The organism is Proteus sp. G2300 (assembly GCF_009915965.1).
In the GTDB taxonomy this organism is placed as follows: Bacteria; Pseudomonadota; Gammaproteobacteria; order Enterobacterales; family Enterobacteriaceae; genus Proteus; species Proteus vulgaris.
This window is the reverse complement of sequence record NZ_JAABNK010000004.1, coordinates 1-24,024: the sequence shown is the minus strand read 5'-3', so window position 1 is coordinate 24,024 and position 24,024 is coordinate 1. Positions and strand designations below refer to the sequence as shown.

Below are 24,024 nucleotides of genomic sequence, written 5' to 3'. Positions count from 1 at the left end.
CTCTTAATCTAATTTAGGATGTTGATCGATAAGGGCTTGACGTTTTTTCTGTAATGCTTCAATTTCTGCCTCGATATCTTCAACACGGTGTTCAATACTATCATAGTGCTCTGATAAAATTTCTTTAGCTTCTGATTTATCAGATGCTGCCGGTGTTGCTCCACGCAATGGTTTATTGGCAGTTTCAATCATCTTAATCCCTGTGATCAAACCGACAACGGCAACAATCATCAGATAATAAGCAGGCATATACAAATCACCGGTCGCTTCAACTAACCATGCAGCTACTGTTGGTGTTGCACCCGCAATTAATACAGAGATATTAAATGCGATGGCTAGTGCACTATAACGAATATGGGTCGGGAATATGGCAGGTAAAATGGATGCCATTACTCCAGTAAAACAGTTAAGTAAAACCGCAAGAATTAATAATCCTAAGAAAATTAAACCGATTTCATCACTGTTAATCATCATAAATGCTGGGTAAGCAAGGACAAACAAGCCAATACTACCGCCAATAACAAAGGGTTTACGACCAATTTTGTCACTCAATAACCCAATGACAGGTTGTACGAACAACATACCTATCATAATCGCGATGATGATCAGCACACCGTGATCTGCCGAATAGTTTAGGTTATGAGATAAATAACTCGGCATATAAGTTAATAACATATAGTAGGTGACATTAGTGGCAATCACTAAACCTACACATACGGTTAAACTTTTCCAATATTTCGATGCGATTTCTCGTAATGAAACACGAGGTGGATCTTGAATAGATTTTCGGTCGTCACTATTCATTGCATCAACATGTTGTTGGAAAGCTGGTGTTTCTTCTAAAGCATGACGTAAATATAAGCCAATAAGACCTAATGGTAATGCTAAGAAGAACGGAATACGCCATCCCCATTCATGAAACGCGGCTTCACCTAAAATAGTAGAGATAAGTACAACAACACCCGCACCCATGACAAAGCCTGCGATTGAACCGAAATCTAACCAGCTTCCCATAAATCCACGTTTACGATCGGGTGAGTATTCAGCAACGAAAATTGCTGCTCCTGAATATTCACCACCAATAGAGAAACCTTGTGCTAATTTGGCAAGTAATAATAAGACGGGCGCCCAAATACCGATGGTTTCATACGCCGGGATAAGACCAATGGCAAACGTACTGAGTGCCATAATAATGATGGTGACAGATAAAACTTTCTGACGACCAAATTTATCCCCTAGCATCCCAAATACAACACCCCCTAATGGTCTTACCAAGAAAGGCACAGAGAAGGTGGCAAGAGCCGCAATCATCTGTACGCCAGGTGATGCACCAGGGAAGAAGACTTGACCTAAAACGTAAGCAAGGAAGCCGTAAACACCGAAGTCAAACCATTCCATGGCATTACCTAATGCGGCTGCTGTAATGGCTTTTTTGAGCTTACTATCATCAATAATGGTTATATCATTGATTTGTAATGGTTTGTTTCTTTTTTTCTTCATTTTCATATTAAGTAACCTTTATTAAGGTATTCGTAATTTCTTGTTATTCAATTAATTAAAAGAAATGAAGTGACTATTTGTTAGCGAGAAGAGTGAGTGATAAAAATTCACTAAAAAACAGCTTACTTCTACCAAAATTAAATAGTGATATTAAGCTAATAGATAAGAGAATATTTATTAAGTATAGATGAGATTGAATAAGATATTAGGATGTTTTCTTTGTTGTTTTGATATAACAAAACATAGCCTCTAAGTATTAAAATGTGATCAATATCATAACGTAATTCTACTTTTCTGTAAAATTTATGGTGTTAGTGATTGTAAATTTGACTTAGGAAGACTGAAAGTAATTGCAATGAAACCCTAAAAATAAAATTAAAGTTCTATTTTAATAACATAGTGTTAGGTGGATCTGTTTTTTTTGATTCAGGCTAACGCATTTGTATGAGCATTGTGCATAATACAAAGGCTGATAGATAAATAGAAAATAATAACACCTTATTTTGCTTTATTATTCTTTCGAATAGTTAAGGCGAAAGTGTGGATAATAGAATAGATCTCGCTATTCTTATTATAAGGTTATATCAAGGTAGTATGGCGGGATATCAAAACAGAGATAGTAAAGATAATTTATCTGTTGCTCATATTTAGAATAAAAATTTATAAAATTAATAATTAACCGCGCATTTGTGCAGATTAACCCAGGTACCTCTATGAACATTAATCAACTGAAAAGCTTTGTTGAAGTCGTAAAAAATAATTTCAACATTACTAATGCGGCTGAAAAACTCTATACCTCTCAACCCACAATTAGTAAACAACTCAAAATATTAGAAGATGAATTAAGTGTATCGCTATTTGTCCGTAAAAATAACAACTTATTAGCACTAAGCCCAATGGGTAAAGAAGTACATAAAATTGCTTGCGATATTCTCGGACAAGTTGATCGAATTAAAAGTATTGTGGCTGAAGAAGATCGTAATAAAAAAGTTGATTTGCATATTGCGACAACACATACCCAAATACGTTATTCATTGCCCAATGTTATTGACCATTTTCGACGTTATTACCCTAATATTTCTTTGCATTTTCATCAAGGCGCACCGGCTCAGTTAGCCGAAATGGTCAAAAACGGTGACGTAGATTTTGCTATTGCAACGGAGTCTATGCACTTGTATGAAGATTTAATTACTCTGCCTTGTTATCGCTGGACGCGCAGTTTACTCGTTCCTTACGATCATCCTCTTGCCGAATTAAAAGACAATGAACAAGTGACTATTGAACAAATGGCTGAATATCCATTAATTACTTATGTTTTTGGTTTTACTCGAGGGTCGAAGTTAGACAAGGTATTTTATAAAAATAATCTTAAACCCAAAGTGGCATTAACTGCGACTGATACGGAGATTATTAAATACTACGTTAAGCGCCATTTAGGCATTGGTGTTATTGCAACGGCTTCTTATGATGAAGCGGAAGATAGTCGCGCATTAAAATGTATTAATATCGATCACCTTGTACAACCGAGCTATACCCATATTTGTGTCAGTAAACATACGCATATGAAGGATTATATGCATGAATTTATTTCTCTTTATGCACCTCACATTGATAGGAATATTATTCAGATGCCAGAGCAATGGGAAACGCAATGGCACAGTAAAGAAGTTTATCAAATATTACCTGATTTGCGTTCAGTGAGTCTCAATAATAACGATGCAGAATTAGCGTAGGAATGAAAAAGCCCGTTTTGCGGGGGCAATAACGGGCTTCGGGCAGAATAATAAAAGATTAGCGAGTCAGAATATTAATAAAAATCTGAGCTCCAACTAATAAACAATCATCATCAACAAAATAAGGATTGGCGTGAAGGTAATTATTAATCCCTTTCGCTTGGTTACCACTTCCTAAGAAGAACATTGCACCCACTTTACCTTTAGTGGCATTGACCATATAGCTAAAGTCTTCACTGCCCGTCATTGGTTTACCGTTCGATTCAATATTCTCTTCTGGTAAGAATTTACGCATCGCATCTAATAAGCGCTGATGTGCAGTAGGGTGATTCACAACAGCAGGGTATCCGCTGTAGCTTAATGTTGTTTTAAACCCACCAGCGGTGCTACGAGCCACGATTTCGTCAAAGCTGGCTTTCAATACTTGATCGGTATTTTCATCCATAGAACGAATAGTACCGCGAGCTTGAACGTGGTCAGCTAATGCGTTAGGGATTGTTCCCCCATTGATCATGCCACAACCAAAGACTGCTGGGCTAAATGGATCTGTTTTTTTCGCAACAACATAATCCATATAATCAATTAAGCGAGTTGCTTCACGAATCGCATCTAAGCCTTTATGTGGTGTTGAACCATGTGCAGAAACACCATAAACATCTAATGTCCATGCTGAGCCATAAGATGACATCACGCCATCATTAAAGCGTACACAACCGGTTTCAATGGCCGCATCATTATGAAGTGCGTAGGTTTCATCAACGCCTTCCATACAACCCAGTTCGACCATTTTTTCAGCACCAGGAACACGCATATCTTCTTCAGCCATTTGGAAAATAAAACGGACGTTCGCGCTCATCTCTTCTTTATTTTCGGCAAGATATTTTGCACTGGTTAATGCCATGGTCATATGAGTATCGTGACCACAGTTATGAGCACAACCTTGGTGAACTGAACTATGTTCATTATTGGTTAAGTCTGGCATTTCTAATCCGTCCATATCGGCACGGATAGCAATTAATGGAAATTCAGAATTAACGATTAAATCTGCTGTGAAGCCAGTATATCCATCAAAAGTTTTAATTTGATAACCAAAACTTTCCATTAATTCACGACAGTATTTAGATGTTTTATATTCTTCACCTGATAGCTCAGGTATTTTGTGCAGGTCTTGTCGTGTTTTTTTACTAAAGTCATTTAATTGAAAGAGTTTTTCACTGACATTATAAATATTATTCATTAGATAACTCCCTGGATAGTAAATCCAATTTGCGCGACGATTGATGCGCCAAAGAAACAACATGTTGAAACAATCATGAAAATAAGAATAACTTTCCATGACATTTTCTTAAGTTCTTCTAATTGACCACCAACAGATAAACCAGCAAATGCTAATAAAGGTACACAACAAGATAAGAAAGAGACTTTACCAATAGAACTAATAAAGAAATCTCTTATTGGTGTTTCGGGTAAACAAATTAGAATCCCGATAATTGTTGCATAAGCAAATGTTGGTAAAGATGAAGGTAAATAATGTTTTGCAACGAGTGAAATAAATACCACTAATGACATAGCAATAAAGCTATCCCACATTGCATAAAGAGCGATCCCTGATGTTAACGTCTGAGTAAACATTGCCAGTAAAATAGCAACGAATACAAATTTCATATCAATAATTATATTTTTCATGCAGTTTTGCCTCTGGTGAAAATTTTATAAATTTTTTCTGAAAGAGGTAAACCTAAATAGGTTAATGACAGTGCGCCTAGTGCTGATGATAATAAATTAGATGCAGCAGCAACACTTAATACTTGCTGTGCTAAAGCTTCATCAAGACCATTAATTAATGCACCTGATGCTGCACTTAACATTGAACCAGAACCCACGCCAGAGCCTGCGGCAAGCGCAAGTGGATGTAATCCTGTTAATGGTGCGATACTTCCTAATACACTAAACCACAAAGTACCGATAACAGAACCACATAAATAAATGGCTAATACACCAATATATTCTTGTGAGCCTGTACCAAACTTACCTTGAATAACGGCGATAGAAGGTTCACGACTAATAGATGAACAAGCACCAATTGTACGACGACCAAATCCAAATTTAATCGCTAATGGAACCGCAATTAATACAGGTAATAAGTTTCCGAGTTCCTGAACAAATAAAGGAATACCGACACTTAAAATCATTTTAATATTAGGAACAATCATCCCTGCATATTGCGTACCTAAAATAAGTAGGCTGAAACCTACCATTTTACCGCAGAAGCCTTCTTCTTTTTCTGTAAATAATTTACCCCATACTTTAATTTTTTTACGGGTAAATCCAGCAGATATACACATACCAATAATTACTGCAAATAACATTGGTAGAATAGGTATTACTGCAATGCCAATTTTAATTTCTTTTTTGCCAATAACATATTGTGAAATAAAAATTAAGAAAAGGACTGCCAGAATACTAATAAAGAAAACCTTTATCGGACTTCTACTTTTGTCCATCCGTTAATCTCCGTCGAAAAATAATCAGGCTTTATTCTAGAGGACAAAAAGCAAAAGGTAGCGTGACCAATGTCATGTTTATTTCATACCTCTTTTTCATGGGACATGAAATAAAACAATGATGATAAATTTATTAACAAATAGGGAAAGGTTAAATTTTTTAATAAAGACAGTAAGTAAGGCTGAAATGAGTCAGCTTAATTGTTAATAAAGATGTGATGTGAAAAATCTCAACTAAAAATTATTTTAATTATTAAAATAATCCTATAAGCAAGATTTGTCTATTATTTAGTAATAATAGTACGATATTAATGAGATATATTCTTATTTAATGCGGTTATTATAAATTTAATGAATGTATTTGAAAGTGATATTTTATTTTTGCATTTTTTTTGCACTGATTTTATCTCTACAGTGACATTATAGTGATTGGTGTTATTCTTTATATTTGAGTTAGTGAGATGATTTTCTCTGCAAGCTCGTGAGCAAGAAAAATAGAAGAGGGAAGGCGATAAGCTCAGCTCGCAGAGGTGCATTTACCCAAAATTGAGGAAAAATATCACCATGAGTAAGCAAACAGTTGCAACCTATGTTGCTAAAGTACTCCATAATGCAGGTGTAAAACGTATTTGGGGCGTGACAGGCGATTCACTCAATGGATTAAGTGATAGCTTACGAAAGATGGGAACGATTGAGTGGATGGGCACTCGCCATGAAGAAGTGGCCGCTTTTGCAGCAGGAGCAGAAGCGGCGGTAAATGGCCAATTAGCGGTTTGTGCTGGCTCTTGTGGACCAGGAAACTTGCATCTTATTAATGGGCTTTTTGATTGTCATCGTAATCATGTACCTGTATTAGCCATTGCAGCACATATCCCTTCTGCTGAGATTGGCAGTAACTACTTTCAAGAAACACATCCTCAAGAACTTTTCCGCGAATGTAGCCATTATTGTGAATTAGTGTCTAACCCAGAACAAATCCCTCAAATACTTGCCATCGCGATGCGAACCGCTATTTTGAAAAAAGGAGTTGCGGTTGTTGTTTTACCAGGAGATGTTGCATTAAAACCTGCTCCAGAAGATGCTCATGAAAATTGGTATCCGCTACAGTTTCCACTGATCATGCCCAATCGTTTTGAAATCGAAAAGTTATCCGATGCACTGAACAATGCAAAAAATATCACGTTAATGTGTGGCGCTGGGTGTGCTCAAGCCCATGATGAAGTAATTAAACTGGCTCAAACTTTAAAAGCGCCAGTTGTACATGCATTGCGAGGTAAAGAACACATTGAGTGGAAAAATCCGTACAGTGTAGGAATGACAGGGTTAATTGGTTTTTCATCGGGTTATCATGCGATGGAAAATGCGGATACGCTGGTGCTATTAGGAACACAATTTCCTTATCGCGCGTTTTATCCATCAAAAGCCAATATTATTCAAATCGATATTAATCCAAGCAGTCTCGGTTCACATTGTCATGTCGATATGGCAATGATTGGTGATATTAAAGCAACATTAAACGCCATACAGCCTCGTTTAAAAGAGAAAATAGATACCTCTCACCTTGATGCGTCATTGAAACATTACGCCAAAGCTCGGCAAGATTTGGATGCACTTGCACAACCGAGTGAACGTGAACTTATTCATCCTCAGTATTTAGCACGCAGATTGAGTGAAATGGCAAATGATGATGCCATCTTTACCTGTGATGTGGGGACACCAACAGTATGGGCGGCCCGTTATGTTGGAATGAATGGAAAACGCCGTTTACTAGGTTCGTTTAATCATGGCTCGATGGCAAATGCCATGGCTCAAGCTATTGGCGCACAAGCATTAGATAGAAAACGTCAAGTTGTTGCAATGTGTGGTGACGGTGGATTCACTATGTTAATGGGCGATTTTATCTCGTTAGCACAAATGAATTTGCCAGTGAAAGTAATTATTTTTAATAACAGTGTATTAGGTTTTGTGGCGATGGAAATGAAAGCCGGTGGCTATTTAACCGATGGCACAGATTTGCATAACCCTGATTTTGCTGCTATTGCCAATGCCTCTGGCATCAAAGGTATTCGTGTTGAGAAAGGTGAGGATTTGGATAGTGCACTGAAAGAGGCTTTTGAACATGATGGCCCAGTGATTGTGGATGTGGTAACGGCAAAACAAGAGCTTTCAATGCCTCCTGAGATTAAATTTGAACAGGCAAAAGGTTTTAGCCTGTATATGATGAAAGCGATTATTAATGGTAGAGGTGATGAAATTGTTCAACTAGCCAAAACCAATTGGTTACGTTAATCGCCTATCTGCAATCCGAATTATTTAGAGTATTAATTGAAGATAAAAAACCCTATCAACGTAAGCTGATAGGGTTTTTATTATTGCGCTTTTTCTGTTAAACAGAAGTTTTCAATTAATTGCCCCATTAATTCACGAGTCGGTTCAATAAATGATGTATCAATAAATTCATCAGGTTGATGGGCTTGTTCAATCGAGCCTGGACCTAATACTAAGGTCGGGCAGAGATCTTGAATAAATGGCGCTTCAGTACAGTAGTTCACCGTTTGCGCTTTCTCGCCTAATAACTTTTCAATGACAGCAACCATTTTATGATCGGTTGGACATTCATAACCAGGAATAGGATCGTGTAGCGCTTCAACATTTAAGCGCCCCGGCCAACGTGCTTTTACGGGAGCTAATGTTTCGTGTAGTAAATCATCTAAATCTTGCAATGTAAGCCCAGGTAATGGGCGAATATCCATATGAAGTTCGCAGCAAGCACAAATTCGATTTGCCGCATCACCGCCATTAATATAACCAAAGTTCATGGTGGGATAAGGGATAATAAATGCAGGATTGTTATAGCGCGTTTTTAGCGTATCGCGCAGTGTACTAAGGTGAGTAATGGATTCATGCATTAGCTCAATCGCATTCACGCCTTTTTCTGGATCGCTAGAATGTCCTGATTGCCCCGTAATACGTATCGCATTTGATAAATGTCCTTTATGAGCACGAATAGGTTTTAGGGATGTCGGTTCGCCAATAATGGCAAAATCAGGGCGGATTGTCGTATTAGCAGCAAAATAACGTGCGCCTGCCATAGAGGTTTCTTCATCTGCGGTGGCGAGAATATAAAGAGGGTGAGTTAACGCCTTAGTATCTACATCTCGCAATGCATCAAGAATAAAAGCAAAAAAGCCTTTCATATCCGCAGTGCCTAAGCCGTATAACTTATTTTCTTTTTCTGTCAGTGTAAAAGGATCTTGTGTCCAACGACCTTCATCAAATGGCACAGTGTCAGTGTGACCACAAAGTAATAACCCGCCTTTCCCTGTTCCTAATGTTGCTAAAAGGTTAAATTTTCCTCTAGTTTCAGGTACAGGTTGAATTTCAATGGAAAAGCCTAATGTTTCCAACCAATTAGCAAGCAAATTAATCAGTGATTCGTTGCTTTGATCGTTCTTAGCATCTGTAGCACTGATAGAGGGTGTTGCAATTAATTGACGATAAATCTCAATAAATGTAGGTAATTTAATATTCACTGTTGACAGCCTTTCTTCATAATAGTATCAATATTCATGCACTTTTTTTGAATAAAAATACATTAATCGGTTTGTGTTCATAGTACAAGGTAAGAATGACATGTTAAATACTCTGATTGTAGGAGCAAGTGGTTACACTGGCGCTGAATTAGCCGCCTATCTTCAGCAGCATCCCCATGTGAATTTGAGCAGACTGATGGTATCAGCTCAAAGTGCAGATGCAGGAAAGTGCTTTTCTGAACTTCATCCTCAATATCGTGGCTTAGTGGATCTCCCTTTAGAGCCAATGGTTGATGTTGTTAAAGCGGCTGAGAATATTGATATCGTTTTTTTAGCAACAGCCCATGAAGTCAGCCATGACATTGCCCCGATTTTTTTAGAGCAAGGTTGTGTGGTGTTCGACCTATCGGGTGCTTATCGAGTGCAAAACGAGCATTTTTATCAACAATACTATGGATTCGAGCATAAGAATACAGATTGGTTATCACAAGCAGTTTATGGATTAGCTGAATGGAATGCTGACATTATCAGTCAGGCGCAATTAATTGCTGTGCCGGGCTGTTATCCAACGGTATCTCAGTTGTCATTAAAACCCTTAGTGGAAGCGGGACTGTTAGATACCGCGCAATGGCCAGTCATTAATGCCACCAGCGGTGTAAGTGGCGCGGGTAGAAAAGCCTCTTTAACCAGCAGTTTTTGTGAAGTGAGTTTGCAACCTTATGGTGTATTTACTCATCGTCATCAACCTGAAATTGCAACACATCTGGGCATTGATGTGATTTTCACCCCCCATTTAGGTAATTTTGCCAGAGGGATCTTAGCCACTATCACCTGTAAGTTAAAAGCAGGCGTGACACAAGAGGAAGTCAGACAAGTCTTTGACGAAGCTTATCAAGATAAGCCATTAGTGCGTGTTTATGACAAAGGATTACCCGCATTAAAAGCCGTAGTAGGAACGGCTTTTTGTGATATCGGGTTTGCTCAACAAGGTGAACATCTAATTGTGGTGGGTGTTGAAGATAACTTGTTAAAAGGGGCCGCAGCGCAGGCGGTGCAGTGTATGAATATTCGGTTTGGCTTCGCTGAAACCGAATCACTTATTTAAATAATGAGTAGGGAAGTTTCATGGAACCATTAATTATCAAACTGGGTGGTGTACTCCTTGATAACGAAGAAGCGCTAACACGTTTTTTCACCGCATTACAACAATATCGTTCAACACACTCTCGTCCTTTGGTCATCGTACATGGTGGTGGCTGTTTGGTGGATGAATTGATGGGTAAATTGCAATTACCTGTCGTGAAAAAGCAAGGCCTGCGTGTTACACCCGCTGATCAGATAGACATCATTACAGGAGCACTGGCCGGAAGTGCCAATAAGACCTTGTTATCGTGGGCAACCCAATTTGGGCTTAATGGTGTAGGGCTTTCTTTGGGGGATGGGCAATTAGTGAAAGTCACTCAAATCAATGAAGAATTAGGTCATGTAGGGGATGCAACTCCAGGCTCTCCTAATTTACTTAATTTATTACTGGATGCGGGCTATCTACCTATTATCAGCTCTATCGGTATGACTGAGAAAGGTGAGCTGATGAATGTCAATGCAGATCAAGCCGCAACCGCTATCGCAGAAACGTTGGGAGCTGATTTAGTGTTGCTTTCAGACGTTAGTGGCATTTTAGATGGTAAAGGCCAGAAGATAGCAGAGATGTCAGCCGAAAAAGCACAGACATTAATTGACCAAGGCATTATCACTGACGGCATGATTGTGAAAGTAAATGCAGCGTTAGAAGCCGCCAAAACACTCGGTCGACCCGTTGAAATTGCAAGTTGGCGCCATGCTGAAAAACTAACCGCACTGTTTAATGGTGTTGCAGTAGGAACCCGTATTTTAGTTTAAAAATGTTTCTAGAAATCTTATCGCTATTTGATAGTTGGCAGAATTTAAACAAATTGGAAATTGAAGGTTATCACTATGACTAAAGGTATTAAAAAAATCGTACTAGCATACTCAGGCGGATTAGATACTTCGGCGATCATTCCTTGGTTAAAAGAACATTACGATAACTGTGAAGTTGTCGCTTTTGTTGCAGATGTTGGCCAAAGCCGTGATGATTTAGTTGGCGTAGAACAAAAAGCATTAGCATCTGGTGCTTCTGAGTGTCATATCATCGATTTACGTGAAGAGTTTATCAAAGATTATGTTTACCCAGTATTAAAAACAGGTGCTTTATATGAAGGTAGCTACTTATTAGGTACTTCGATGGCGCGTCCTGTTATTGCTAAAGCACAAGTTGAATTGGCATTAAAATTAGGTGCTGATGCTGTTGCTCATGGTGCAACAGGTAAAGGTAACGATCAAGTTCGTTTTGAAAGCACCTATGCAGCTCTTGCTCCACAACTAAAAGTCGTCGCACCTTGGAGAGAGTGGGATTTACGTTCTCGTGAAGCACTGCTGGATTATCTGAAAGTCCGTAATATTCCCACTACTGCTACACTTGAGAAAATTTATAGCCGTGATGAAAACGCATGGCATATTTCAACGGAAGGAGGGGTATTAGAAAGTCCATGGAATGCATCAAATGAAGATTGTTGGGCATGGACAGTTGATCCTAAGAAAGCCCCAGAAACACCAGAATTAGTGACTGTTACGGTAAAAGCAGGTGAGGTTGTTGCTGTAAACGGTAAAACACAATCACCTTTTGAATGTTTAGATACATTAAATGCATTAGGTGTTAAACACGGTGTCGGACGTATTGATATTGTTGAAAATCGGTTAGTGGGAATGAAGTCTCGTGGTTGTTATGAAACACCGGGGGGCACCATTATGATGGCTGCACTGCGTGGTGTAGAGCAACTGGTTCTTGATAGGGATGCGTTTAAATGGCGTCAGCAATTGGGCTTAGAGATGTCTTATGTAGCCTATGATGGTCGTTGGTTTACGCCAATCCGTGCTTCACTACAAGCAGCTGCAGAATCACTGGCAAAAGAGGTGAATGGTGAAGTGGTTTTAGAGCTTTATAAAGGTCATGTGAATGCTATTCAGAAGAAATCAGACAATAGTTTATATTCTGAAGAATTTGCAACATTTGGTGAAGATGAGGTTTACGATCACAGCCATGCTGAAGGGTTTATCCGTTTATATTCCCTACCATCCCGTATTCGTGCATTGAGCAAGAAATAACGTAAGGCAATAGAGTGATGCCAAGATGAGATGCATCACTCTCACTTTTTAATTACACAGAATAAATACAGGAAGCGATTATGGCACTCTGGGGTGGACGTTTTAGTCAGGAAGCTGATCAACGGTTTAAACAATTCAATGATTCACTGCGGTTTGATTTTCGACTGGCACAACAGGATATCTTTGGCTCAGTAGCTTGGTCTAAAGCGTTAGTCACAGTTGGTGTATTGTCGCAAGATGAACAAGCGCAACTTGAGCAAGCTTTAAATGAGTTATCAGAAGAAGTCATTGCGAATCCGCACTCTATTTTACAAAGTGATGCAGAAGATATTCATAGCTGGGTTGAAAGTAAGCTTATTGCTAAAGTGGGTGATTTAGGTAAAAAATTACATACGGGCCGTAGTCGTAATGATCAGGTCGCAACAGACTTAAAATTATGGTGCAAAGAAGAGGTTATTCATCTTCGCCAAGCAATTGTTGAGCTACAAAAAGCATTAGTTATTACCGCAGAACAAAATCAAAATGCTGTGATGCCGGGTTATACCCATTTACAACGCGCTCAACCAGTCACATTTGCACACTGGTGTTTGGCCTACAATGAAATGTTAGCCAGAGATGAAAGTCGTTTAGCTGATGCTTTGAAGCGTTTAGATATCAGCCCATTAGGTTGTGGGGCTTTGGCAGGAACGGCTTATGATATCGATCGTGAACAATTAGCGGGATGGTTAGGTTTTGCGAGTGCGACTCACAATAGCTTAGATAGCGTATCCGATCGTGATCATGTATTAGAGCTATTATCTTCAGCCGCTATTGGCATGGTGCACTTATCTCGTTTTGCAGAAGATCTTATATTCTTTAATAGTGGTGAAGCGGGTTTTATTGAATTATCAGATAAAGTGACTTCTGGCTCATCATTAATGCCACAAAAGAAAAACCCAGATGCGCTTGAGCTTATTCGCGGGAAATGTGGACGTGTTCAAGGTGCACTAACGGGTATGATGATGACCTTAAAAGGTCTACCTTTGGCTTACAATAAAGATATGCAAGAAGATAAAGAAGGTCTATTTGACGCGATCGATACATGGTCTGATTGTTTGCATATGGCAACACTTGTCCTTGATGGTATTCAAATTCGTCGTCCTCGTTGTGAAGAAGCAGCTAAACAAGGTTATGCGAATGCGACTGAGCTGGCTGATTATCTTGTTGCTAAAGGCGTGCCATTTCGTGAAGCGCACCATATTGTGGGTGAAGTAGTTGTCTGTGCGATTGAGCAAGGTAAAGCGATTGAAGAGCTACCTCTTTCTGAATTACAGATGTTTAACGATAAAATCATGATTGATGTGTACGATATTTTATCGCTTCAATCTTGTTTAGATAAACGTCTTGCAAAGGGGGGAGTTTCTCAAAAGCAGGTCGCTTATGCGATAGCAAAAGCCAAAGAAGCTTTAAATATGGATAAATAAGAAAAAAATCTCTCTAAGATAACTTACTGTTATTCCAAAAGAACAGAGTCAATTTTACTCTGTTCTTTTATTTTTAATTGCCGATAATATCGAAATTAATTATTTTGTTTGAAGTCTTTATTAAGAAAATACCAAAAAAGAGAGACAGAATAACATTCGACTGATAGAAAAATTTATCAGTTGATATATTATCTATAGACATTAACTATCAGCAATAAATGTAGGATCTGCAATGAATATCCGTGACTTGGAATATCTGGTAGCTCTAGCTGAGCATAAACATTTTCGTCGGGCGGCAGATTCTTGCCATGTGAGTCAGCCAACATTAAGTGGGCAAATTCGTAAGCTTGAAGATGAACTTGGTGTGATGTTACTTGAAAGAACTAGCCGTAAAGTTCTGTTTACTCAACAAGGTTTATTGCTGGTGGATCAAGCGAAAACGATCCTACGTGAAGTCAAAGTGTTACAAGAAATGGCTTCATTGCAAGGTGAAAGTATGGCTGGACCTTTACATATTGGGCTTATCCCTACTGTTGGACCTTATTTATTGCCTCATATTATTCCTGAATTGCATAAAAACTATCCTAAGTTAGAGATGTACCTTCATGAAGCACAAACACATAACTTATTAGCCCAATTAGATAGTGGGAAGCTCGATTGTGCAATTTTAGCAATGGTAAAAGAGAGTGCTCCATTTATTGAAGTACCACTATTTGAAGAGCCGATGAAGTTAGCAATTTATGAAGGGCACCCATGGCATGAACGAGAGTCTGTACCTATGGGGGACTTAGCTGGTCAGCGTTTATTGATGTTAGAAGATGGGCACTGTTTACGCGATCAAGCGCTTGGTTTTTGCTTTCAGGCAGGTGCAAAAGAAGATACTCATTTCAGAGCCACCAGTTTAGAAACGTTACGTAATATGGTCGCTGCAGGTAGCGGAATAACCCTATTACCTGATTTATCTGTACCTCAAGAACAAAAACGTGATGGGGTTTGTTATCTAGAATGTACAGATCCCAATCCATCACGTTCTATTATTTTAGTTTATCGTCCCGGATCGCCTTTGCGTAATCGTTATGAACAACTTGCAGAGACAATCCGTGAACATATGACCGCCTTTTATGCAAAAAAACAAAGTACATTAAAATAAGCGGTTTAAACCATTCAGTGCAGCAACACGATAGGCTTCTGCCATTGTTGGATAGTTGAAGGTTGTATTAACGAAATACTCGATAGTATTGCCTTCACCTTTTTGTTCCATAATTGCTTGACCAATGTGAATAATTTCTGCTGCACGTTCACCAAAGCAGTGAATACCTAAAATTTGCTTAGTTTCACGGTGGAAGAGAATTTTTAAACTCCCTACATTCATACCTGCTATTTGTGCTCTTGCTAGATGTTTAAATTGAGAACGACCCACTTCATAAGGAATTTTCATTGCAGTGAGTTGTTGCTCTGTTTTACCAACAGAACTAATTTCAGGAATAGTGTAGATCCCGGTTGGGATATCTTCGATTAAATGTGTTTCTGATTTTCCCGCTGTAATTGCTAAAGCAGCAATACGACCTTGATCATAAGCTGCTGATGCTAAACTTGGATAACCAATAACATCACCTACCGCATAAATATGTTCACAACTGGTTTGGTAATGCGCGTTAACAGAAACGAGTCCACGGCTATCTGTTTTAATACCCACATTTTCTAAACCCAGCGAATCTGTGTTTCCTGTTCGACCATTTGCATAGAGTAGGCAATCTGCTTTGACTTTTTTACCTGATTTTAGGTGAACAATAACACCATCATCAACACCTTCAATACTTTCGTATTCTTCATTATGACGAATCACAATACCGTTATTCCAGAAGTGATAAGAAAGAGCATCAGACATCTCTTGATCAAGGAAAGACAATAGATGGTCACGTGTATTGATTAAGTCTACTTTTACTCTTAACCCTCTAAAAATAGAAGCATATTCACAACCAATGACACCGGCGCCATAAATAATGACATGGTGAGGCTCATGCTCTAAATCAAGTATGGTGTCACTGTTATAAATACGAGAATGAGAGAAATCGACATCAGGCGGACAATAAGGACGCGACCCTGTTGCAATAATAAAATTATCTGCTGAAAGAATATCGCAAGTACCATCAGGGTAACGTACGCTGATCCTATTTTCATCAATAAATGCGGCTTCACCAGAATACATTGTACAATTATTGCGCTCATAGAAGCCTTGGCGCATTTTAGTCTGCTGGCTAATCACGGTGCTAGCTTGACGAAGTATTTGAGAAAAAGAGGAGTTAATAAGACGAGACTGGTCGCTATAAAGGGGATTTTGATTAAATTCGATAATGCGGCTTACCGCATGGCGTAGGGCTTTGGAGGGGATCGTGCCCCAATGAGTACAGCCACCACCGACTTTGTTATAACGTTCTATAACTGCGACGCGTTTTCCTTGTTTAACCAGCCCCATGGCCGCGCCTTCACCGCCAGGACCTGAACCGATAACAATGGCATCGAAATGAGAATGTTGCATAAGAAGAGACCTGTTTTATACAAACCGACAACGCTATATTAACATTAGAATGAATAATAGCCCAATTGACATTAAGGGCATTAGTCACACTTTGTTGAGTTTTTATGAGAATGTGCCTTTAGAGATGATTGCACGCACTGCTTTTTTAACAAAGTTTGATATATTGAGCATAAACCAAATTAGGATTATCAGGATTTCTGTGAGTAATAATATTGGCATCAGAGCTAAACAAAAAGAAAAAACCCGTCGCTCTTTAATAGAGGCTGCTTTTAGCCAACTCAGTGCTGAGCGTAGCTTTACCAGTTTAAGCTTACGAGAAGTAGCAAGAGAAGCGGGTATTGCACCTACCTCATTTTATCGTCATTTTAAAGATGTGGATGAACTTGGGCTGACAATGGTTGATGAAAGTGGATTGATGTTACGCCAACTGATGCGACAAGCACGTCAACGCATTGCGAAAGGAGGCAGTGTTATCAGAACATCAGTAGCGACTTTTATGGAATTCATTGGCAATAATCCTAATGCGTTTCGATTATTATTACGTGAGCGTTCTGGGACTTCGGCGGAATTTCGTGCCGCAGTCGCACGAGAGATCCAACATTTTATTGCAGAACTGGCAGACTATCTTGAGCAAGAGAGTCATATGCCACGTTATTTTACAGAAATGCAATCTGAAGCAATGGTCACTATTGTATTTAGTGCAGGCGCAGAAGCACTGGATATTGATATTGAAAAGCGTCAACAATTAGAAGAAAGATTAGTTTTACAACTGCGTATGATTGCTAAAGGTGCTTATTATTGGTATCGACGTGAGCAAGAGACGCAAACACCTCTACAAGATAACCCAGACATAAAGAAAAAAACGCATCAGAAAGGAGACAAATGATGGAACAAAATCGCTGTGAAAAAAGCACGCTATTACTTGCCACAGTCATTGGTGTCGCTTTACATGGTACTTATTCGAGTTTTTTTAATTCATTTATTGAGACGTGGTCAATTTTCCCACTCATCAGTTTAATTTTGGCCGTTTACTGTTTGTATCAGCGCTATTTAAATCAACCTATGACCGATGGTATGCCTAAGCTGATTTTTTCATTCTTTTTATTAGGTCTATTCGGTTATAACGCTTACACCAGAACCGTTAACCCTGAATGGGGTTCAAACTTTTTCTCTTCTGTTTGTATTGTTATTGTTGCGTTGTGGATTTATCGTCAATTTAAACAGCGCCAACGCTTACGCCTACAGGCTGAAGAAGCTGAAAGAGCATCACAAGCAGAACAGTACTAGTTTGTACTTATCTCTTTGTTGTAAACACAGCGAAATTTTGACACCAGCAAGTTATCTTGCTGGTGTTTTTGTTTTTATTCGCGTTATTAAAGAATTTTTTACTCTAAGAAGAGAAATAAGCCGTTATCTTTTTTCTAATAACACACCACATTCCATATGGTGGGTGTATGGGAATTGATCGAATAAAGCTAACCTACTGATTTTATGTGTTTTAATTAAAATCTCTAAATTTTGGCACAATGTTTCTGGGTTACAAGAAATGTATAAAATGCGAGGGTAAGTTTTAACCAGCTCTACAGTTTTCTCATCTAAACCACTGCGAGGTGGGTCGACAAAAATGGTTTCACATTGGTAATCTTTTAAATCAACCCCTTCTAGACGCTTAAATTCTCTTACCCCATTCATTGCTTGCGTAAAATCCTCCGCAGACATACGAATAATTTTTACATTATCAATATGATTCATCGCAATATTGTATTGCGCCGCCTGAACAGATGGTTTTGCAATTTCTGTTGCCAGCACACGCTCAAAATTACGCGCAAGCGCTAATGAAAAGTTACCATTACCACAATACAATTCAAGCAGGTCACCTTTCGCGTTTTCTGTTGCCTTTAATGCCCATTCCAACATTTTAATATTGACCTGAGCATTAGGTTGCGTGAAGCTATTTTCAACTTGGCGATAAATCATCTCTTTACCAGCGACAGGTAACACTTCATCAATAAAATCGTTATCGAGCATAATTTTTGTTTTATATGCACGACCGATTAACTGCACATCAAAGCCTTGGGTAATTAAGGTCTGGCGTAATGCTTGAGCTTCTTGTTGCCAAGCTTCATCCAATTTCTTGTGATAAAGCAATGAGACAATAATTTTATTACTCAATGTCGAAAGATAATCGATTTGAAACAATTTTTGTCTCAATGTTGGTTTATTTTTGATTTCTGCTAACAAGGCAACCATCATTTTATTAATCAGTTGACTGGCAACTGGAAAGTGGTCAACACGAATACGCTGCTTAGTTTCTTGGTCAAACATAATATGATAAAGCGTGTCTTGCTCATGCCAGATGCGGAATTCCGCACGCATACGATAATGCTGTTCTGGTGATGAAAAAACCTCAGCGTCAGGCGCATTAAAAGGTGCCATCATCGTTTGTAGACGTTGTGTTTTTTCATTCAGTTGAGACTGATATGTTTGCGTTGGTAATGAATTCTGCATGGTATCTCGCCTTGTTTTTGGCAGTAATAAAGTTAAGCGAGCGAAATTGTAGAGATCCTCATGAAGATGTCCAGTATTCTTCATGTTCAATTTCTGGACTCAATGGAATTGAAATCGTAGCATAGTTATTCGGTCTCCTTATGGGAGTGAAAAGGGAATCTGGTGCAAAGCCAGAACTGACGCGCAGCGGTAATAGGATCAAGGATAATAAAAGACACTACGAACACATTAATAAGTGCAGTGGGAAGTCATTATCTTAAATACATAATTCTGTTTATTTAACCTAGAGTCCGAAGACCTGCCGAAGACCTGTCGCATCTTAAATTAAATACGCGTTTTATTTAATTTTGGCGGCATCCTGCTACTTATTCTGTTGGATGCAGATTTTCATGAATAATAAAAAAGTTTTCTTTATTTCAAGTATAGCTTCGAGTGTGGCTTTGAGTGTAATGGTGAGTAGTTTTGGTGTGTTTGCTAATAACAGCGATACATTGAGTGTGACAGCAAACCGCTTTCAAGAGCCGAACTCTTCTATTTTAGCGCCTATCACCGTTGTTGAACGTGAACAGATTGATCGCTGGCAGAGTAATAGTGTGATTGATGTATTACGCAGAATGCCGGGTATTGATGTGGGGCAAAACGGTGGAATAGGGCAAATGAGCTCTATTTATGTACGTGGCGCAGAATCTCGACATGTACTGATCTTAGTGGATGGTGTGCGTTTAAATCAGGCTAATGTGTCTGGTAGCTCTGATATTAGCCAAATTCCCCTTTCTCTTGTTCAACGTATTGAATATATAAGAGGGCCTCGTTCTTCTGTTTATGGTTCAGATGCGATTGGTGGTGTGATTAATATCCTGACAGAAAGAAAAACGGAAGGAGGAACGCTTAATGCCACAATGGGCTCTCATGGTTATCAAGAATATGATGGTTCTGTAAAACAGAAAGTCGGAGATAGAACAACATTAACGGTAGCGGGCAGTTATCTCTATACCAAAGGCTATGATGTAGAAGCAAATGGGAATACAGGAGGCCACCCGCAACCTGATCGCGATGGATTTATGAATAAATCGTTGTGGTTAGGGGTTAATCACGATATTAACGATGGCGTTTCTTTATATGCACGTGCTTATGGTTTTGATAATCGTACCGCTTATGATGCTTATTATGACAGTTATAACGATATCTTAACGGATACAAGAGCACTATTTAGTCGCACCTATGATGGCGGTGTGAAGTTCCATCGTGATAACTACTCTTCTTCTTTAAATACCAGTTATAACTACACTAAAGATTATGACTATGATCCTCGTTATGGTCGTTATGGTAAAGGAAGCCGTTTTACCAACTCTGAACAATATAATGTGCAGTGGGGAAATCACCTTTTATTAGAAAATGGCAGTGTAGGTGGGGGTGTTGATTGGCAACGTCAATCTATTAAAGCGGGTTCTAACGGGTTTCCTAATAAAGAGCATTTCGATAATACCGGCTTATATCTAACAGGACAGCAAAAGTTAGGCGAGATTATTGCTGAAGCTTCTGTGCGTTCTGATAAGCACTCGGAATATGGTTGGCATACTACTTGGCAAACTAACATTGGATGGGAGTTTGTCGATGGCTATCGTGTGATTGGTGGTTATGGTACGGCATTTAAAGCACCCACATTAACGCAACTTTATAGTGAGTGGGGAAGTAACCCTGATTTACAGCCTGAAAAAAGTAAACAGTGGGAAGGTGGTTTTGAAGGACTGACTGGCCCTTTAGAATGGCGAATCACTGCGTATCGTAATTATGTCGACTCATTGATCCAAGGCGAATCGAATTATCCATACCGTAATTACAATGTGGGCAAAGCGTTAATTAAAGGTGTGGAGTTTACAGGTGAAATGGATACATGGGTTTTCCATCACACCTTTAACCTTCAATATATAGATGCAAGAAATAAAGAAACACATCAACGTCTTGATCGTCGTGCGCGTCAACAGTTGAAATATCAACTTGATTGGCAAGTTGAGAAACTCGATATGGGAGTGACTTACCAATATATTGGTCAGCGCACGGATAAAGATTACGGGACTTATGAAAATGTTTCTTTAGGTGGTGTGAGTCTTTGGGACTTAACTGCGTCATATCCTATTACATCACATCTCTCAATTCGTGGTAGAATAGCCAACCTGTTTGATAAAGATTATGAGACAGCTTATGGCTATCGTACGCCAGGACGAGAATACTTCCTCACAGGAAGTTACAACTTCTGATGCACAACTTACCGCTAACCCTACTGTATTAGTTTTTGATTCAGGGGTTGGCGGTTTATCTGTTTATCGTGAGATCCGTGAAAAATTACCGGATGCTCACTATATCTATGTTTTTGATAATGAAGCTTTCCCTTATGGTGAAAAATCACAAGAATTCATTATTGACCGTGTTGTTCATATCATTAGCGCGGTTGCCGAGAAACATGATCTCGCGGCAATTGTAATTGCCTGTAATACGGCAAGTACAGTAAGCCTTCCCGCGTTACGGGCAAAATTTACTGATATTCCTATTGTAGGTGTAGTGCCGGCTATCAAACCCGCAGCTAAATTGACTTGCAATGGCGTGGTTGGATTATTAGCAACAAGAGCAACGGTAAAACGACCTTATACCCATGAATTGATTGAACGTTTTGCGACTGATTGCAAAGTTCATTCTTTAGGTTCGGCAGAGCTGGTGGAACTTGCAGAAAAGAAACTTCATGGTGAAAGCGTTTCTTTAGATGAACTGCGCAAAGTTCTTGCACCTTGGTTAAAAATGAAAGAGCCACCAGATACTGTCGTATTAGGTTGCACTCATTTCCCTTTATTAGCAGATGAGCTTCTTTCTATTTTACCTGATGGCACACGAATTATTGATTCTGGTGCTGCAATTGCACGAAGAACTGCGTGGCTGGTCGTAAATCAAGCGAAAATTAAAGGTTCAAATGAAATTAGCTTCGCTTATTGCCTAAAAGAAGATGAGAATAGCGAATTACTAAAACCTGTTTTAGCGAACTTTGGTTTCAAATCGCTCAGAAAATTGGCACTTTAAGTGCAATTTGATGGAAAATTCAACGGTCAGTAAAAAAAATCAAAAAAAGTGTTGCCAGCTTCACAAAACTCCCTATAATGCGCCCTCGTTGTCACGGCAAACCACACTAAGTGAGTTGGTTGAGATAACGAAGAAAAAAGTGTGAAGCCTTGAAAATAAACGCTTGACACGAAATGAGGAAGATGTAGAATGCACCTCCTCGCAACAACGCAGAAGACCGGAAACGGCAGCGAATGTTGCACTGCTCTTTAACAAATTATCAGACAATCTGTGTGGGCACTCGCAGAGACGATATCTTCTAAAATATTAGATGTATCAAGTCTTGAAGAGTGAACAACAAAAGTAAATTCATTTATGAATAGCTAAGTTTTCGATTTCTTTGAGCATCAAACACTTTTAATTGAAGAGTTTGATCATGGCTCAGATTGAACGCTGGCGGCAGGCCTAACACATGCAAGTCGAGCGGTAACAGGAGAAAGCTTGCTTTCTTGCTGACGAGCGGCGGACGGGTGAGTAATGTATGGGGATCTGCCCGATAGAGGGGGATAACTACTGGAAACGGTGGCTAATACCGCATGACGTCTACGGACCAAAGCAGGGGCTCTTCGGACCTTGCGCTATCGGATGAACCCATATGGGATTAGCTAGTAGGTGAGGTAATGGCTCACCTAGGCGACGATCTCTAGCTGGTCTGAGAGGATGATCAGCCACACTGGGACTGAGACACGGCCCAGACTCCTACGGGAGGCAGCAGTGGGGAATATTGCACAATGGGCGCAAGCCTGATGCAGCCATGCCGCGTGTATGAAGAAGGCCTTAGGGTTGTAAAGTACTTTCAGCGGGGAGGAAGGTGATAAAGTTAATACCTTTATCAATTGACGTTACCCGCAGAAGAAGCACCGGCTAACTCCGTGCCAGCAGCCGCGGTAATACGGAGGGTGCAAGCGTTAATCGGAATTACTGGGCGTAAAGCGCACGCAGGCGGTCAATTAAGTCAGATGTGAAAGCCCCGAGCTTAACTTGGGAATTGCATCTGAAACTGGTTGGCTAGAGTCTTGTAGAGGGGGGTAGAATTCCACGTGTAGCGGTGAAATGCGTAGAGATGTGGAGGAATACCGGTGGCGAAGGCGGCCCCCTGGACAAAGACTGACGCTCAGGTGCGAAAGCGTGGGGAGCAAACAGGATTAGATACCCTGGTAGTCCACGCTGTAAACGATGTCGATTTAGAGGTTGTGGTCTTGAACCGTGGCTTCTGGAGCTAACGCGTTAAATCGACCGCCTGGGGAGTACGGCCGCAAGGTTAAAACTCAAATGAATTGACGGGGGCCCGCACAAGCGGTGGAGCATGTGGTTTAATTCGATGCAACGCGAAGAACCTTACCTACTCTTGACATCCAGCGAATCCTTTAGAGATAGAGGAGTGCCTTCGGGAACGCTGAGACAGGTGCTGCATGGCTGTCGTCAGCTCGTGTTGTGAAATGTTGGGTTAAGTCCCGCAACGAGCGCAACCCTTATCCTTTGTTGCCAGCGCGTAATGGCGGGAACTCAAAGGAGACTGCCGGTGATAAACCGGAGGAAGGTGGGGATGACGTCAAGTCATCATGGCCCTTACGAGTAGGGCTACACACGTGCTACAATGGCAGATACAAAGAGAAGCGACCTCGCGAGAGCAAGCGGAACTCATAAAGTCTGTCGTAGTCCGGATTGGAGTCTGCAACTCGACTCCATGAAGTCGGAATCGCTAGTAATCGTAGATCAGAATGCTACGGTGAATACGTTCCCGGGCCTTGTACACACCGCCCGTCACACCATGGGAGTGGGTTGCAAAAGAAGTAGGTAGCTTAACCTTCGGGAGGGCGCTTACCACTTTGTGATTCATGACTGGGGTGAAGTCGTAACAAGGTAACCGTAGGGGAACCTGCGGTTGGATCACCTCCTTACCTAAGAGATACGTGTTATGTGCAGTGCTCACACAGATTGTCTGATGAAGAA

The 24,024-nt window shown here is 39.8% G+C and carries 18 protein-coding genes, 1 rRNA gene and 1 riboswitch; of the genes, 12 read left to right on the top strand and 7 right to left on the bottom strand.

Going from position 1 to position 24,024, the window contains the following annotated elements; all coding sequences use genetic code 11:
• Positions 1-3 precede the first annotated feature (3 nt).
• Positions 4-1,506, bottom strand: coding sequence for a glycine betaine/L-proline transporter ProP (gene proP, locus GWI97_RS01415; protein WP_036933271.1), 1,503 nt, complete (start codon positions 1,504-1,506; stop codon positions 4-6).
• A gap of 707 nt (positions 1,507-2,213) precedes the next feature.
• On the opposite strand from proP, the gene GWI97_RS01410 reads away from it, so the two are divergent.
• A complete protein-coding gene (locus GWI97_RS01410; protein ID WP_036933269.1) occupies positions 2,214-3,233 on the top strand; it encodes a LysR substrate-binding domain-containing protein in 1,020 nt (339 codons plus the stop codon).
• A gap of 58 nt (positions 3,234-3,291) precedes the next feature.
• Here GWI97_RS01410 and GWI97_RS01405 read toward each other — a convergent pair whose 3' ends face one another.
• From GWI97_RS01405 to GWI97_RS01395, 3 genes are read right to left on the bottom strand one after another with little or no spacing between them, the layout of a single operon-like run.
• The gene (locus tag GWI97_RS01405; protein WP_036933268.1) at positions 3,292-4,470 is read right to left on the bottom strand and encodes a M20 metallopeptidase family protein; all 1,179 of its coding nucleotides are present in this window, start codon (positions 4,468-4,470) and stop codon (positions 3,292-3,294) included.
• Positions 4,470-4,919, bottom strand: a complete 450-nt coding sequence (locus GWI97_RS01400; protein ID WP_036933266.1) for a hypothetical protein — start codon at positions 4,917-4,919, stop codon at positions 4,470-4,472. Before GWI97_RS01400 ends, GWI97_RS01405 begins: the two co-directional genes overlap by 1 nt.
• Positions 4,916-5,737 (bottom strand): DUF3100 domain-containing protein, encoded by an 822-nt coding sequence (locus GWI97_RS01395; protein ID WP_087802675.1) that lies wholly within the window; start codon positions 5,735-5,737, stop codon positions 4,916-4,918. Before GWI97_RS01395 ends, GWI97_RS01400 begins: the two co-directional genes overlap by 4 nt.
• A 564-nt stretch (positions 5,738-6,301) precedes the next feature.
• Here GWI97_RS01395 and poxB point away from each other — a divergent pair.
• A complete protein-coding gene (gene poxB, locus GWI97_RS01390; protein ID WP_115370530.1) occupies positions 6,302-8,026 on the top strand; it encodes a ubiquinone-dependent pyruvate dehydrogenase in 1,725 nt (574 codons plus the stop codon).
• An 80-nt stretch (positions 8,027-8,106) separates the two neighbouring features.
• Here poxB and argE read toward each other — a convergent pair whose 3' ends face one another.
• Positions 8,107-9,270, bottom strand: a complete 1,164-nt coding sequence (argE, locus tag GWI97_RS01385; protein WP_036933261.1) for an acetylornithine deacetylase — start codon at positions 9,268-9,270, stop codon at positions 8,107-8,109.
• A gap of 100 nt (positions 9,271-9,370) precedes the next feature.
• Between argE and argC the strand changes: the two genes are divergently transcribed.
• The 5 genes from argC to oxyR all read left to right on the top strand — a co-directional run bounded on the left by argC (position 9,371) and on the right by oxyR (position 15,066).
• Positions 9,371-10,375, top strand: a complete 1,005-nt coding sequence (gene argC / locus GWI97_RS01380; protein ID WP_103005224.1) for an N-acetyl-gamma-glutamyl-phosphate reductase — start codon at positions 9,371-9,373, stop codon at positions 10,373-10,375.
• Positions 10,376-10,395: 20 nt separating this feature from the next.
• A complete protein-coding gene (gene argB, locus GWI97_RS01375; RefSeq protein WP_036933257.1) occupies positions 10,396-11,169 on the top strand; it encodes an acetylglutamate kinase in 774 nt (257 codons plus the stop codon).
• Between the two features lie 75 nt (positions 11,170-11,244).
• The gene (locus GWI97_RS01370; RefSeq protein WP_036933255.1) at positions 11,245-12,453 is read left to right on the top strand and encodes an argininosuccinate synthase; all 1,209 of its coding nucleotides are present in this window, start codon (positions 11,245-11,247) and stop codon (positions 12,451-12,453) included.
• An 80-nt stretch (positions 12,454-12,533) separates the two neighbouring features.
• The gene (gene argH / locus GWI97_RS01365) at positions 12,534-13,916 is read left to right on the top strand and encodes an argininosuccinate lyase (protein ID WP_036933253.1); all 1,383 of its coding nucleotides are present in this window, start codon (positions 12,534-12,536) and stop codon (positions 13,914-13,916) included.
• A gap of 232 nt (positions 13,917-14,148) precedes the next feature.
• Entirely contained in the window at positions 14,149-15,066 is a 918-nt protein-coding gene (gene oxyR, locus GWI97_RS01360; protein ID WP_036933251.1) for a DNA-binding transcriptional regulator OxyR, read from the top strand.
• On the opposite strand, the gene sthA is transcribed toward oxyR, so the two are convergent.
• The gene (sthA, locus tag GWI97_RS01355; protein ID WP_036933249.1) at positions 15,058-16,455 is read right to left on the bottom strand and encodes a Si-specific NAD(P)(+) transhydrogenase; all 1,398 of its coding nucleotides are present in this window, start codon (positions 16,453-16,455) and stop codon (positions 15,058-15,060) included. The two genes, oxyR and sthA, sit on opposite strands and share 9 nt — an antisense overlap.
• Before the next feature lie 199 nt (positions 16,456-16,654).
• Between sthA and fabR the strand changes: the two genes are divergently transcribed.
• Positions 16,655-17,341, top strand: coding sequence for an HTH-type transcriptional repressor FabR (fabR, locus tag GWI97_RS01350; protein WP_036933247.1), 687 nt, complete (start codon positions 16,655-16,657; stop codon positions 17,339-17,341).
• The gene (locus tag GWI97_RS01345; RefSeq protein ID WP_087802667.1) at positions 17,341-17,742 is read left to right on the top strand and encodes a YijD family membrane protein; all 402 of its coding nucleotides are present in this window, start codon (positions 17,341-17,343) and stop codon (positions 17,740-17,742) included. Before fabR ends, GWI97_RS01345 begins: the two co-directional genes overlap by 1 nt.
• Before the next feature lie 123 nt (positions 17,743-17,865).
• Here the strand turns inward: GWI97_RS01345 and trmA are convergent, their stop codons facing one another.
• Positions 17,866-18,963, bottom strand: coding sequence for a tRNA (uridine(54)-C5)-methyltransferase TrmA (gene trmA / locus GWI97_RS01340; RefSeq protein ID WP_087802664.1), 1,098 nt, complete (start codon positions 18,961-18,963; stop codon positions 17,866-17,868).
• A 113-nt stretch (positions 18,964-19,076) separates the two neighbouring features.
• A riboswitch (cobalamin riboswitch) is annotated at positions 19,077-19,283 on the top strand.
• A 69-nt stretch (positions 19,284-19,352) separates the two neighbouring features.
• Between trmA and btuB the strand changes: the two genes are divergently transcribed.
• From btuB to GWI97_RS01325, 3 genes are all read left to right on the top strand, one after another.
• Positions 19,353-21,221, top strand: coding sequence for a TonB-dependent vitamin B12 receptor BtuB (btuB, locus tag GWI97_RS01335; RefSeq protein WP_087802661.1), 1,869 nt, complete (start codon positions 19,353-19,355; stop codon positions 21,219-21,221).
• Complete coding sequence (gene murI / locus GWI97_RS01330; protein WP_103005225.1) at positions 21,166-22,032, top strand: glutamate racemase; 867 nt, start codon at positions 21,166-21,168, stop codon at positions 22,030-22,032. The genes btuB and murI overlap by 56 nt, the downstream gene beginning before the upstream one ends.
• A gap of 397 nt (positions 22,033-22,429) precedes the next feature.
• Positions 22,430-23,972, top strand: a 16S ribosomal RNA gene (locus tag GWI97_RS01325).
• Positions 23,973-24,024 lie beyond the last annotated feature (52 nt).

Bases quoted from the DNA above. Each gene is read 5' to 3' on its own strand.
- murI (WP_103005225.1), top strand. From the start codon at position 21,166: ATGGCTATCGTACGCCAGGACGAGAATACTTCCTCACAGGAAGTTACA.
- GWI97_RS01400 (WP_036933266.1), bottom strand. From the start codon at position 4,919: ATGAAAAATATAATTATTGATATGAAATTTGTATTCGTTGCTATTTTA.
- GWI97_RS01410 (WP_036933269.1), top strand. From the start codon at position 2,214: ATGAACATTAATCAACTGAAAAGCTTTGTTGAAGTCGTAAAAAATAAT.
- GWI97_RS01395 (WP_087802675.1), bottom strand. From the start codon at position 5,737: ATGGACAAAAGTAGAAGTCCGATAAAGGTTTTCTTTATTAGTATTCTG.
- oxyR (WP_036933251.1), top strand. From the start codon at position 14,149: ATGAATATCCGTGACTTGGAATATCTGGTAGCTCTAGCTGAGCATAAA.
- proP (WP_036933271.1), bottom strand. From the start codon at position 1,506: ATGAAAATGAAGAAAAAAAGAAACAAACCATTACAAATCAATGATATA.
- trmA (WP_087802664.1), bottom strand. From the start codon at position 18,963: ATGCAGAATTCATTACCAACGCAAACATATCAGTCTCAACTGAATGAA.
- argB (WP_036933257.1), top strand. From the start codon at position 10,396: ATGGAACCATTAATTATCAAACTGGGTGGTGTACTCCTTGATAACGAA.
- GWI97_RS01370 (WP_036933255.1), top strand. From the start codon at position 11,245: ATGACTAAAGGTATTAAAAAAATCGTACTAGCATACTCAGGCGGATTA.
- sthA (WP_036933249.1), bottom strand. From the start codon at position 16,455: ATGCAACATTCTCATTTCGATGCCATTGTTATCGGTTCAGGTCCTGGC.
- btuB (WP_087802661.1), top strand. From the start codon at position 19,353: ATGAATAATAAAAAAGTTTTCTTTATTTCAAGTATAGCTTCGAGTGTG.
- argC (WP_103005224.1), top strand. From the start codon at position 9,371: ATGTTAAATACTCTGATTGTAGGAGCAAGTGGTTACACTGGCGCTGAA.
- GWI97_RS01405 (WP_036933268.1), bottom strand. From the start codon at position 4,470: ATGAATAATATTTATAATGTCAGTGAAAAACTCTTTCAATTAAATGAC.
- GWI97_RS01345 (WP_087802667.1), top strand. From the start codon at position 17,341: ATGGAACAAAATCGCTGTGAAAAAAGCACGCTATTACTTGCCACAGTC.
- argH (WP_036933253.1), top strand. From the start codon at position 12,534: ATGGCACTCTGGGGTGGACGTTTTAGTCAGGAAGCTGATCAACGGTTT.
- poxB (WP_115370530.1), top strand. From the start codon at position 6,302: ATGAGTAAGCAAACAGTTGCAACCTATGTTGCTAAAGTACTCCATAAT.